The sequence below is a fragment of the Chamaesiphon sp. OTE_20_metabat_361 genome (genome assembly GCF_031364565.1).
Genome location: NZ_JANLWO010000885.1, coordinates 1 through 12,364 on the forward strand (window position 1 = coordinate 1; position 12,364 = coordinate 12,364).

The 12,364-nt window shown below is 45.2% G+C and carries 13 protein-coding genes; 12 read left to right on the forward strand and 1 reads right to left on the reverse strand.

Features of this window, described 5'->3' with window-relative positions:
- Positions 1-285 precede the first annotated feature (285 nt).
- Positions 286-1,059: an ion transporter gene (locus RMO35_RS24845; RefSeq protein WP_309745392.1), complete on the reverse strand. Its 774-nt coding sequence runs from the start codon at positions 1,057-1,059 to the stop codon at positions 286-288.
- Between the two features lie 142 nt (positions 1,060-1,201).
- On the opposite strand from RMO35_RS24845, the gene RMO35_RS24850 reads away from it, so the two are divergent.
- The 12 genes from RMO35_RS24850 to RMO35_RS24905 all read left to right on the forward strand — a co-directional run bounded on the left by RMO35_RS24850 (position 1,202) and on the right by RMO35_RS24905 (position 12,225).
- Positions 1,202-2,368: a CIA30 family protein gene (locus RMO35_RS24850; protein WP_309745394.1), complete on the forward strand. Its 1,167-nt coding sequence runs from the start codon at positions 1,202-1,204 to the stop codon at positions 2,366-2,368.
- Positions 2,369-2,664: 296 nt separating this feature from the next.
- Positions 2,665-3,795, forward strand: a complete 1,131-nt coding sequence (locus RMO35_RS24855) for a hypothetical protein (RefSeq protein ID WP_309745396.1) — start codon at positions 2,665-2,667, stop codon at positions 3,793-3,795.
- A 175-nt stretch (positions 3,796-3,970) separates the two neighbouring features.
- The gene (locus tag RMO35_RS24860) at positions 3,971-5,818 is read left to right on the forward strand and encodes an ABC transporter substrate-binding protein (protein WP_309745398.1); all 1,848 of its coding nucleotides are present in this window, start codon (positions 3,971-3,973) and stop codon (positions 5,816-5,818) included.
- Between the two features lie 96 nt (positions 5,819-5,914).
- Positions 5,915-6,229, forward strand: coding sequence for a hypothetical protein (locus RMO35_RS24865; protein WP_309745400.1), 315 nt, complete (start codon positions 5,915-5,917; stop codon positions 6,227-6,229).
- A gap of 50 nt (positions 6,230-6,279) precedes the next feature.
- Positions 6,280-7,071 (forward strand): hypothetical protein, encoded by a 792-nt coding sequence (locus RMO35_RS24870; RefSeq protein WP_309745402.1) that lies wholly within the window; start codon positions 6,280-6,282, stop codon positions 7,069-7,071.
- A 19-nt stretch (positions 7,072-7,090) separates the two neighbouring features.
- On the forward strand, positions 7,091-7,972 hold the full coding sequence (locus RMO35_RS24875) for a hypothetical protein (RefSeq protein ID WP_309745404.1): 882 nt from the start codon (positions 7,091-7,093) through the stop codon (positions 7,970-7,972).
- A 101-nt stretch (positions 7,973-8,073) separates the two neighbouring features.
- Complete coding sequence (locus tag RMO35_RS24880) at positions 8,074-8,697, forward strand: hypothetical protein (RefSeq protein WP_309745407.1); 624 nt, start codon at positions 8,074-8,076, stop codon at positions 8,695-8,697.
- Between the two features lie 102 nt (positions 8,698-8,799).
- Positions 8,800-9,789, forward strand: a complete 990-nt coding sequence (locus RMO35_RS24885; RefSeq protein ID WP_309745409.1) for an NAD(P)-dependent oxidoreductase — start codon at positions 8,800-8,802, stop codon at positions 9,787-9,789.
- Positions 9,790-9,865: 76 nt separating this feature from the next.
- Positions 9,866-10,306, forward strand: coding sequence for an ATP synthase subunit I (locus RMO35_RS24890; protein ID WP_309745410.1), 441 nt, complete (start codon positions 9,866-9,868; stop codon positions 10,304-10,306).
- Between the two features lie 86 nt (positions 10,307-10,392).
- Positions 10,393-11,151 carry a F0F1 ATP synthase subunit A gene (atpB, locus tag RMO35_RS24895; protein ID WP_309745412.1) on the forward strand — a complete coding sequence of 253 codons (759 nt, stop codon included), beginning with the start codon at positions 10,393-10,395 and terminating at the stop codon, positions 11,149-11,151.
- A gap of 142 nt (positions 11,152-11,293) precedes the next feature.
- Positions 11,294-11,539: an ATP synthase F0 subunit C gene (gene atpE, locus RMO35_RS24900; protein ID WP_295618112.1), complete on the forward strand. Its 246-nt coding sequence runs from the start codon at positions 11,294-11,296 to the stop codon at positions 11,537-11,539.
- Positions 11,540-11,724: 185 nt separating this feature from the next.
- Positions 11,725-12,225, forward strand: a complete 501-nt coding sequence (locus RMO35_RS24905) for a F0F1 ATP synthase subunit B' (RefSeq protein ID WP_396135074.1) — start codon at positions 11,725-11,727, stop codon at positions 12,223-12,225.
- Positions 12,226-12,364: the final 139 nt, after the last annotated feature.

Here is a 12,364-nt window from a genome sequence, read left to right on the forward strand (position 1 = left end):
GATTATTGACCCCTTCCCAGAACGAGTGAGTAGGGAAGGGCCATTTTTCTTTGAGCCGTCCTCTCCACCCTGCTTGACAACTGCACTTGCGCCTTAACTAGTCACCAATCGGGTTCCCCGACTATCGCGAATCGCTCCCAAGCTTGGGAGCGGCGTTTTTATTCGGGGGAAACCCCCGAATAAAAACGCGACGCATCGAACGGGAGGGAACCTCCCGTTTGTGTGCGTCAAGACAACGACAAGACAGAGGGGCTGGGGGTGAGGGCAAGATCGCTAAATTGCACCTCACCCCAATTTGACACCACAACGTTTGCAAAAATTGGCATCTAAATCGTGGCTTGATAGCTGACATTTAGGACAAATAGCATTTACTTTATTAGCACTTTTAGCTACTTGTTTAATTAGATCTCCTAATTGCCAGGGAATGAGGGCAATTCCCGTCAAAATCATCAACACTGTCATCAATTTTCCCACGTCAGAGGTAGGTGTAATATCGCCAAAACCCACGGTTGTCATCGTGACTACCGCAAAGTATACGGCATCAAAAAACGTCCCAAAATTCTTGGGATTGACTGGATGCTCGACTTGGTAGATTAAGCCAGAATAGATAAAAATAATTGAGAAAATTGTAAATAAAATCCGGGTAACGATCGAGCTATCCTCGCGATCGAGATTACCCAAGAACGCTTTACCCTCAATAAACCGGAGCAATCGCAAAATCCGAAACCAGCGTAAAATTCGGATGAAGCTCACATCGGTAATGCCAGTCAGGACTGGTAAAATCGCAATTAGATCGATGAGCGAATAAAAGCTAAAGAGATACTTGAATTTATTTGGGGCGGCGATGAGGCGGAGCGAATATTCAACTGCAAAAATTGATAATATAATCAGATCGATCTTCCCAAGGAGCGATCGAATATCTGGCTGAAGTGGATAAGTTTCGGCGATGAAGATCCCGGTAGAAACTAAAACCAGCCCGGTAATCAGTAAATTTACGATTCTACCGATCGGATTTTCGATATCTTCTAAATAAAGGAAGATTTTATCTGCAAGAATCATAAGTATGTTGGGGATGCGCGAAAATAGGCTGAGCCGCTGTTGCAGTTTTGACAGGCTCAGAAAATAAACTCGTTATAATTAGCAATATATGCGCCAATCCTAGCAACGATCGTCACTAACCCACTACCAAATTATTAACATCATGGCTAAATGGGATGTCAGCAGATTTTTTAATACTGTGAACTATTTTGGGGCGATTCCCGTCGTTAGCGATGTCCAGCGCTGGCTGAGCGGCGCGACAGATCGCAATCGAGCGACTATTGATGGAGGGAGAACAACTGTGGGTGTGGTTTTGGTGGTTGGTGGGTTGGGCGAGATCGGACAATTGACAATTGGGCAATTGCTCAAGAGTGGTTATCGCGTGCGGGTGGCGATCTCGGATCTAAACTTGACACCGTTTAGTGTACCCGCAAATGTTGAATTTGTGCAGGCAAATTTTAGCGATCGGCTTGAAGATAGCCTTAGCAATCGGTTGATGCAGGGAGTTCGCGCCATTATTATTTGTCCCAACGATCCGCATCAGGAGATTTCGGCACCTATTTTAGCTAATTTAACTGCGGTTGCTGCTGGTTTACCATCGGATCGTCGGTTAGAACTGTTTGATTTTACGCACCCCACAGTCGATCTCCAAGCCACCTGGGGAGCGGTGGATGATGTGGTGATGGGTGGTGTGAGTGAAAGTGGTATTCGCTTGCGGACGGGAGCTGCTGTTTTCAGTGGCAATGTTTCGATCGAAAATTCTGGTGGCTTTGCTTCGGTGCGAACTCGCAATTTCGAGCCAGCACTATCGCTGAGTAACTATCAAGGCATCGAACTACGAGTCAAAGGGGACGGACAGCGATATAAGTTATTCGTGCGAACTGAATCCACCTGGGATGGAATTGGCTACGCTCATTCATTCGATACGATTGCTAATGAATGGATGACGATTCAAATACCATTTAGAGATTTAGTGCCGATTTTCCGAGCCAAAACTGTCAGTGACGCGCCACTGGATACGACCCAAGTCCGTTCGTTTCAATTGATGCTCAGTAAATTTGAGTACGATCGCGCCTTAAATCCTCGCTTTATTCCCGGTCTATTTTCGCTGGAAATCGAATCAATTTCTGCTTATGGCGGACAAATAATGCCCCAATTAGTCTCGATCGAGCCGATGCCACTTGCCCCAGATTTAGCTGCTAAGCTTCAGTCTAGCAGCATTCCCTCGACGATCGTCCAATGGGGAAATCTCGACCCGCAAATGGTCGCCGCAATTGCCGTCAAATCCCTCTCCCAACCAGAGACAGTCGGCGAAATTTTAGGTCGTTAAATTAATTGAGAATTGAGAATTGAGAATTGAGAATTGCGGATGCTAAGCTGAGCCAACGCACTTTTTCCTATTCCCTATCCCCTATCCCCTATCCCCTATCCCCTGACTTCCGCAGAAAGTCTATTGAAACAATCCGCCCCAATTTGCGTCCGAAACTAGGAGCTAGCCACAATTACCTGGAGACTGCGGATCGGGCGATCGATCCGCAGTCTCCCAAGTAAGACGATCGTCGCAGAGTATAATCGATCGGTGAACTAGAACTAGTGACAACTTCATCTCGGGGATAGGCAAATATTATGAAACCAAGCAGCATGAATCCTGGCGTTATTGCCCTATTGTGTGTCACCAGTCTCACCATCGGGAGCGCCACACCTGCGGTTACAGTTACCCCACCCCCTAAAACTACTCCCGTCAAAACCGTACCTAATTCGACTCCTCAAAATAGATTTCTACCACCAGTCCAAAATAGTCCCCCCAGTAAAGTCACCCCAGCTAATCCTGCTACACCCCCAACCGCTCCAGCCGCAACTACGAATAACTTACCGCTAGTTGTCGTCCCGAACCTGACTCCAGTCACGATTAAAAGCTTTACCAATCTCTACGCACAGTTACTAGCAGTCAAATTTACCCCCAATCAGCAAGCAAAGATCTCGCAGCGACTCAATCGAGAATGGGTAACTAACTTGGGATTGAGAAACACTGTTACCCAAACCATCGCGCTAGAACCTCAAATCGTGCGTGGTACTCCCGTCGAGCGAACTCAACTACAAACCAAGATTATTGCCAATCTCCGCCAGCAAGTACTCGATGGGGATGGAGATGCTTTGTGGTTGGTGTCTTTTTATGATGCTGCACCCAAAAATTGGCTTGCACCAGGAAAACCACCATTAACTCGCATGACTAGCGACATGAGCGCAGAAGTCTTGTGTTTTATGGTTAATGAGGTGATGGGTAAATCTGTCGCTACCGCTGACACCAAGCTCAAAAATGCAATTGCAGCCAAACTCACTGCTGAATATGCCAGAATTCCGATCGATACCAAACAGGAACTATCTAGATTACCGACAAATTGGTTGGCATTTAAAAATGGTCAATGGATTCGACGTGGTGATTATTTTCGCGAACAAATGCGGATTCAATGGGGACAAAATCTCGAAGCTTATATCCCTGAAATTAAACAGATAAGCAAACTCAGACGCGATCGATTAGCCAGACTCCAAGCCGATCCTAAGATTCAGTGGAATAAAATTAACTCGGTTCAACGGCAGGTTGTTTTTCAAAAATCCGATCTAGAATTTCAAACTAGTCTCAAGACTCTTCCGCCAGTCACAACGGTTCAATTAACCAATTATATCAATAACATGCAGGTTGCTAACGCGATTGGGAATTCACCGACTCGCTCTTCGCTGAGGCTGAAAGTAAAGTAGTTGTAGCAATATAGGTTGCGGCAAAAACTTACCTTAGCTAACTTAAAGCAACAGACATATCTTGCTCCGCGTGGTGCTGGGGGCTTCGATCTAACCTCAGTACTATGTAGGCAGGAGTGTCTTATTTTGGCAATCGCGTATAATACAGGTGAGATGTTCTGAAGGGGACGTAATTATGTGTGCAGAATGCGATCGCCTCAATCAAAGATTAGGAATTGATATCGATCTATTTTTTCGTGATTTAGAAAGAATATCGCCCGGATCGGATACTTTAAATGCGCTCGATCGCCAGATTATTTGTGCGTCTTTATTAGGTCAAGAACGTAATGGAATTGCTCGGATAATATCGCGAAGCCCTTTCTATATCAGGGATAGACTCAGCAATTATTTTTATGAAAGAATAGCTGAAATGATGGATATGGATCGCAAGAAAGTAACCGGGAATTGGATTTTAATTCTCAATTGGTTGCTCGATCCAGACGGAGCATATCGACTGCATCCTCCCGCACAACTCAATGCTGATAATTTTCAGGCTAGCTTTGGCAGACAAGTATTTTTATATCCATACGATCGCCGAATTGGTAACGACCAAATTAGTGCTGCTAGATTTTATCAATCTGGTTTGTGGTATCAAGCACAAAGCTGTTTTCTAGCAGCGTGGGAGAGTGGGAGACAAATATTTCATAGTGGCAGTCCCGAAATCTTAATCTATATCAATAACTGTGCGATCGACCGAAATCATCAGCGACTAATTAAGAAAAACATCCCCGTGCGGACGATCGCTGTTGTCGTCCCAATTAATCACGATCGGGGTCAAATTGCAACCGAAACCTTGCAAGGTATCGCGCAAATTCAGTTACAAGTAAATGTTCAGATTGATGAATTAGGATTAGCCGAACATTATCCAAACGTACCGCCATTACTCGACACGTTATTGGACTCTAAAGTTGCAATTAAAATCTTAATAGTTAACGACATTAATAATCTATATGATGGCGACGATCGGACAGCCGAAAATCTAACGAGATTAGGATCGGAACTAAATTTAATCGCAATTATTGGACATTATTCCAGCGAGGCAACTAAAAGAGCCGTACCTGTATACGCTCAGGCTGGGATCGTCCTCGTCAATTCTAGCAGCACCTCAACTGAATTATCATCGCTGGAAATTGGCGATCGGTTAGGCTTCTTTAGGATTCCGCCGATCGATACCATTAATGCCGCTAAATTAGTTGATTTTCTGTCAGACCCAGCAGCTTTCCCCCATTTGCCTGCGCTCAAAAAGACGGCAATTATCTATGCTGAAAATAGTATTTACAGCAACTCCTATCTGCAAGCGATCGAACATGAACTAGCAAAAAAAACTGCTAGCTTTCAAACCTTATTGCGCTTTGGATATCTAAACGAAGAAGATATTAGAGCGCGTAATTATGTCGAGCAAATCAATAGTGAAGAGATAGATGTTGTAATTATTATTATCGATGCAAGAATCGATCCAAATTTCTTAGCTAACACCGGATTATTGAGCCAATTAAATCTCGATCGGTGTGTGTTGGCTGGTTCGGCTACCTTGTACAAACAAAATTTTAGTAATTCGATTCTCGTGCCCAAAGACTCCACCAACGGCGATCTTCAGCCCCACATTATCACCTGTTTGCCCTGGCACTGGGATAGCAGCACGAATGGCTGCAATAGCAAACGGCTCACCGCTCAGGAGTTTTGTACCCTTGCCAGTCGCCTGTGGGATGCCAATAAAGTGACATGGCGGAGTGCCACAGCCTTTGATTCGGTGCTGCTAATTTATCAGATGCTCCAGCAATTTCCGCACATTGACGACTCTCGATCGTTATTGGAACAGATACATCGACACTTTAAACTAGGGCATCATCAATTTCAAGGCATCACCGGACAAATCGCCTTCCAAGAAAATGGAGACAGGCGGTATCCCCCAGCCGAAATCGTCAAACTCGAATGGCATCGAGATCGGCATAGATGGCGGTGGAACTGTATTTCCCCAGCTTAGACGACACCTGTCGAAATACTACCGACAGATGGGGGTAGATTTTCTCTTCATGCTGACATTAGAATCGTCGCACACACAATAGCGAGGATGTGCGACATGGAATCAGCAGTCAAGAACATCATCGTGCGAAGTAGTGCTATTCAGTTAAAAAAAATCTGCGCTCGCTGCTGTCCTGAAGACAGTGAAGATATCTACTACTGGATTCGGCTGATGCAAATGTTGGATCGCGAAGCTCCGGCATTTACGCTTGCTACCCATTGGCAAATACCGATCGATTATGGTCGATCGATCGGTTTGAATATTTCAATATCTTACGATCGGATCGTACAGATTTTACCGACGATCGCGGCATCGATCTTATCAGAAAACTCAGACCGATTTTCCCGGCAGCGATCGCCGATCGACAAATAAAATTAACCCCGATTTCCACACTCAAAATATGCAATCAATAACCAATATTTATGAAGCTCCAGTTACTATCGATCCTTGGTTTGATGTGGGGATTAACAGGCTGTAATTCCACTCCCCCAATTTCAGTGGCTGCTAATCCCCAGCCGCCAGCGATCTCGTCGCCAGTCCGGATTTATGTGGCGATCGATCGCACATTAAGCGTCGGTACATCGAAAATTCCCATTCTCAAACTCGACAACCTTCAACCTCTACTCGAATTAGTCAAAAAAGTGGGTGGGGAAGTTCGAGTCGCCGAAGTCTGTACCTCCTCAGATCTGCGCTTAAATAGCTTCTACATGCCAGAACCGCCACTCGCACCCCAAACACCCACCCCAATGCCCAAATCGGGGACGGTGAACCCGCTGGAATTGCCCAAATTGCAAAAACAGTACGATCTTCAAGCTAAAGTTTACCAGCAGCAGCTCAGCTCGTATCAACAGGCAATGGCATCACGGCAGCAGGAAGCACAGCAAAACAGCACGGAATTTACCACCAAAATTAGCAAGGTTCTAGCGCAGCCTGCCAATTGTCAGGCTTCCGATGTAGTCGGCACCATCGAGCGCGGCGATTTGTATTTGTCTGAGGCTGGCAACTGGCGACAACCGCCCCGCAATATTGCCTTATTAATTACAGATGGATTGGAAACTGCTCAAAACAATCCCAAACAAGTCAAATTTGCTAGTAATCCACAGGTATTACTAGTCAGTAGTGGGGGTAGAGCTGGCATCCTACAACCCCTGTTAGGCGGCAACAAACCTTATGAATCGATCGAAGGTGCCGTGCGATTTATTACTGGTAAATAAATTTTAGGGGTAAAGCATCATGACCGATAATTATGATCTCGATCGCACCGCATCGCCTGTCGAAAAAGAACTCAACCATTTGAGCGATTGCTGGAATGTTTTTCTCCCAAACGATACCAATTACTGGCTTTATTACGATCTCAATCAACAGCATTTTCACAGTGCTGCGGAAGATGGTGCCGCAGACATGTTCTTGTTGCTCCCAATCTGGGCTAACTTGTTTCTCGATTTCCTGATTTTTCACAGCTTGGCTGACTATCTAATTCGGCTATTACTAACCGATGCACCAGTTTGGTTGCTATTGCTGTCAACCTGTTTGTTTCCGTTTTTCTACATGGCAACTGAGTTTAAATTTGCTCAGTTAATCCATGCTGCCAAACTGGTAAGGCGGGAAGATCCGTTCGACAGATTGCTAACTTTCTGGGTGATTTTTTGGTATGTCACTGGGTTCTGCTGGGCAGTATTGCCATCAGCCGTTTTTGCTTACACCATGTATCTTTCCCAATCAGACAGCCGACTTAGTTGGATCTTTGTGGCAATTATGACGGCACTGGGAGTGTTGCTCCATCTCTTAATCGTGTTCGGCGGCGAACCAGTAATTGCGGCTAAAACTCGCTGGTTTGCTTGCCGCACAGAGCGGAAGTTAGCTACTCAGCGATTGGAGTCCTATCGCGCTTTACGCAAGGCAGTAGGGCGGACTAAAGGCACTACCAGCCACTACGCCCAAATTGCCACAACCAACCAGATGACCACCTATTTTTTTGGTTTAACAGAGTCGGCTACTTCTATAATTAGATTTGTCGATCGAGAGTATTATAGTCTGCATCCACTCGATCGCCCGCTAGACTATCGGTTTGGTAAGTACCGCCGCGACAGACGCGATCGATTACCAGGAGCATAGACAAATCAGCGGATGGTAATTTGGATATCATTCGCCAACTCCGCCGCCATCTTTCGATCGCGATCGAGGATACTTTTATAAAGTAGGAGAAAACTAAATTTATGGCGTATAATAATTTTTCTTTACAAGGTGCGATCGGTCAATTCGACTTAAATCTCATCGAGTCATCTTTTTGCGAATCCCTACCGCCAGTATCACCAAAGCCAGAGTTCTTAAACATTTTTGCACAATATTTGCCCTTGGCGCAGAGGGCAAAATCTGAAAAGGCCAAGTCAGAGTTATTAGTCAGTCCAATTTTAGTTGAATTGTTGCGACTAGCCGACAGCCCAATCCAACTATTTTCAGGTGAAGAGTTTAATGTCGATTCCCCTACAGGGACGCTATGCGAACGAGAGCGTGGCTTGAATGGTTTTTGTGACTTCTTATTAAGTAAATCTACGATCTCATCTATAATTCAAGCTCCGATCGTCATGTTAGTGGAAGCAAAGAAAGGAGAATTAGATGTGGGCTTAGGGCAGTGTGCCGCTGAAATGGTCGCTGCTCAAATATTTAATGCAAATGAAGACAAGCCGATTTCGGTCATCTATGGCTGCGTTACCAGCGGGAAGTTGTGGCAATTCCTCAAACTTGAAAATAAAGATCTAACGCTCGATCTGAACGAATATCAAGTTACCCCAGTCGAACGCATCCTTGGTATCCTTAAATGGATGGTGAGTGGATCTTAGAATCAAGAAAACGATCCGGCTAGCAACTTACACGCAACAATTAAGTTCGCGGAGCCGTCACCGATCTTGTATAATGCCCTCTAATTTCTAATTCCTAGTTTGATGCGTATTCTTGTCACAGGTGCCAGTGGTTGTGTCGGTCATTATATCAGCGAAGCCCTGATCCAAAATACCGACCACGAACTATTTCTATTTGTCCGCAACCCTGTCAAACTGCAAGTAGATATTAAAGCACGTCCGGGCATTCATGTCGTCACCGCAGACATGATGGAAATCGAAAAACAGGCTGAGTTACTCAAGACGATCGATGTTGCCGTCCTGACTGCTGCTGGTTGGGGTGGGCAAGCAGCCTTTGATATTAACTATACTAAAACTCATATCTTGTTTGACTTACTCGACCCGGAAGTTTGTCAGCAAGTTATTTATTTCTCGACTCAAAGTGTACTCGATCGACAGAATCAATTACTACCAGAAGCGAGTAAGATCGGGACTGACTATATAGTGTCTAAATATCAGTGTTTAGACAAACTGACACGGGAAAAAAATGCCGTTGGTGCCGAGCATAAGATTGCCTCAAAAATTACTACCGTTTTCCCGACACTGGTATTCGGTGGTGACGATACCAAACCCTATTCTTTTCTATCTGCTGACTTGACAAATATATCTAAATATGCTGGTTTACTGCAATGGTTGAGTGCCGACGGGAGCTTCCACTTTATCCACGGCAAAGATATCGCTGAAGTTGTCAGACATCTAATCGCACATCCTGAAATCGCCGACAAATTCGATCGGCGCATCGTCCTGGGCAACCAGTTAGTGAGTGCCGATGCTGGAATTAAGGAAATCTGTGCCTACTTTGGCAAACGTAGCCCCTTCCAGATTCCCCTATCGATCGCTCTTGCCAATTTCTTGATTAAACTATTTAAGATCGAAATGGCCGAGTGGGATCGGTTTTGTCTCAATTACCGCCACTTTGGAGCCAAGAACCCCGTGAGTCCCGCTACCTTTGGGCTACCTGGCTATGCACCGACGATTACCGACATCTTCCGTACTCGCGGACTGATTGGTAGCACGAACTCGATCGAGCGATAAATCTTTTTAAGTATTGATGCCGCTCGATGATACAATCGATGATGGTCGATTCGGGATCGAATAACACTAAACTACTGTGAACTCTACTGATGAAACGCCTCAACTGACAGAATTAGTTGATGAGGCAATTACACTTGAGGAGTCTAGTGTAACTCAAACGTCAGACAATTCGATGGGTGAGTATCAACAGCTCAAGCAAGAATTGTTTCTGACTACTCTAGCGATCGCTGCTGTAGCATTTCCTACTGTGGTTTATTTCTATGGTTTGAGAATCGCTGGCAATTACCTACTAGGTGCAGTTACAGGAGTAGTGTACTTGAGACTGCTAGCCAGAGATGTAGACCGCCTTGGTACTGAAACCATGAAGCTGAGCCTCAATCGTCAAGCCCTAGTATTAGTCTTGATGCTCGTTGCTGCCAAATGGGATCAGTTGCAAATTCTACCAGTCTTTTTAGGTTTTTTGACCTACAAAGCAGCGTCGATCGTCTACCTCGTGCGGATACTCTCGTCTGACTAAAATCGAATTTAGCCGAGCGCAGGATCGACCACCAATCGCAAATGTCTTTGCAACATCGATCGATAATCGCTAGAAATAGCTCCTAGATGCACATGTTAGCTGGTTTAAACATCACAAATTCCCTGCCCTTGGCAGCATTGGAGGTCGGTCGTCATTTATATTGGCGACTGGGGAACCTCCAAATCCACGGTCAGGTATTTCTCACATCTTGGTTTGTGATTGGCTTGCTGCTAATTGCGGCAATTGCGGCAACGCGGAATGTTCAACGCATTCCCCGTGGGATTCAAAACTTGATGGAGTATGCCTTGGAGTATATCCGCAACTTAGCTAAAGACCAAATTGGCGAGAAGGAATATCGTCCTTGGGTGCCATATATCGGTACCTTATTTTTATTCATCTTTTTATCCAATTGGTCTGGTGCCCTACTCCCTTGGAAGCTAATTCACCTGCCATCAGGCGAACTAGCCGCGCCAACCAATGACATCAATACTACGGTGGCATTGGCACTGCTGACATCCTTGGCATATTTTTATGCAGGTTTCCGCAAGCGTGGTTTGGGATACCTAGCTAAATATCTCGAACCGACACCAATTCTGTTGCCAATCAATATCCTAGAAGACTTCACTAAACCCCTGTCACTAAGTTTCCGTTTATTTGGGAACATCCTTGCGGATGAATTAGTGGTCGGTGTACTAGTATTACTAGTTCCGTTTATTGTACCGATTCCAGTTATGCTATTAGGGTTGTTTACTAGTGCCATCCAAGCATTAGTCTTTGCCACACTAGCTGCTGTCTACATCGGTGAAGCGATCGAAGGTCACGGCGAACACGAAGAAGAACACTAAGTTTAGTGGATAGTGAATAGTGAATAGTGAATAGTGAATAGTCTTACGACTCCGAACTCCCAACTCCGAACTCCCAACTGACTCCCAACTAAATAAATTTCAACTAATATTCTCTCAATCAATTTTTTAAGGTAAATACATCATGAATCCTACTGTTGCTGCTGCTTCCGTTATCGCCGCTGCTCTGGCTGTCGGTCTAGCTTCCATCGGCCCTGGTATCGGTCAAGGTAACGCCGCTGGACAAGCTGTTGAAGGGATTGCACGTCAACCTGAAGCTGAAGGCAAAATTCGCGGTACGCTGATTCTTTCCTTGGCGTTCATGGAATCGCTGACGATCTATGGTCTAGTTGTCGCACTGATTCTGTTGTTTGCTAACCCTTTCGCATAATCATTACCGTCAATCCCCAGCGGAATAGGCAGCTAAAATTCACCTAGTTGAGAGTGAGAGTGTATTTGAACATCTGACGGTTTCGATCGATCCCCTAAAGATTCAAATATCCTCGACCATCACTACCGATATTTTGCTGCCGCTTCCCGCCTGACCTAAAATTTCAGAGGAAAGCACCAAAGATGATCTCACAATGGTCTCTACTGTTGACGACAGCCGTAGCAGTAGTAGAGGAAGTAGAAGAAAAGGGTAAACTGTTTGACTTTGATGCGACATTGCCACTAATGATGATTCAAATCGTCGTTTTGGTTGCTGTCTTAAATGCACTGTTTTACAAACCCCTGGGTAAAGTATTAGACGATCGAGACGAGTATATTCGCGGCGGTTTGGGCGATGCCAAAGCCAAGCTCAGTGAAGCAGAAACGATCGCTAAAAAGTACGAAGCAGAACTAGCAGACACCAGACGCGAATCCCAAGCAGTCATCGCCGCAGCAAAAGCTGAAGCTCAAAAAATCGCTGCCGGACAAATCGCCGAAACTCAGCAAGCAGCTCAAGTTCAACGCGAACAAGCTCAACAGGAGATCGACAAGCAAAAGCAATCTGCCTTTACAGCTCTAGAGCCTCAAGTAGAAGCCCTCAGTCGTCAAATCCTGACCAAATTATTGGGAGCCGAGTTAGTTAAATAAAATAACCTGCTAGCCAGATTCAAACAGTTAGTAGCGAACAGTTAGCAGTCACAATTGATGTAACTGAACACCAATCGTTCATAACAAATAACCGATACGCCCGTCGAATCGCCCAGTTCTAGCGCAATATATATGATGG

Bases quoted from the DNA above. Each gene is read 5' to 3' on its own strand.
- RMO35_RS24870 (WP_309745402.1), top strand. From the start codon at position 6,280: ATGAAGCTCCAGTTACTATCGATCCTTGGTTTGATGTGGGGATTAACA.
- RMO35_RS24885 (WP_309745409.1), top strand. From the start codon at position 8,800: ATGCGTATTCTTGTCACAGGTGCCAGTGGTTGTGTCGGTCATTATATC.
- RMO35_RS24855 (WP_309745396.1), top strand. From the start codon at position 2,665: ATGAAACCAAGCAGCATGAATCCTGGCGTTATTGCCCTATTGTGTGTC.
- RMO35_RS24865 (WP_309745400.1), top strand. From the start codon at position 5,915: ATGGAATCAGCAGTCAAGAACATCATCGTGCGAAGTAGTGCTATTCAG.
- atpE (WP_295618112.1), top strand. From the start codon at position 11,294: ATGAATCCTACTGTTGCTGCTGCTTCCGTTATCGCCGCTGCTCTGGCT.
- RMO35_RS24845 (WP_309745392.1), bottom strand. From the start codon at position 1,059: ATGATTCTTGCAGATAAAATCTTCCTTTATTTAGAAGATATCGAAAAT.
- RMO35_RS24875 (WP_309745404.1), top strand. From the start codon at position 7,091: ATGACCGATAATTATGATCTCGATCGCACCGCATCGCCTGTCGAAAAA.
- atpB (WP_309745412.1), top strand. From the start codon at position 10,393: ATGCACATGTTAGCTGGTTTAAACATCACAAATTCCCTGCCCTTGGCA.
- RMO35_RS24850 (WP_309745394.1), top strand. From the start codon at position 1,202: ATGGCTAAATGGGATGTCAGCAGATTTTTTAATACTGTGAACTATTTT.
- RMO35_RS24860 (WP_309745398.1), top strand. From the start codon at position 3,971: ATGTGTGCAGAATGCGATCGCCTCAATCAAAGATTAGGAATTGATATC.
- RMO35_RS24880 (WP_309745407.1), top strand. From the start codon at position 8,074: ATGGCGTATAATAATTTTTCTTTACAAGGTGCGATCGGTCAATTCGAC.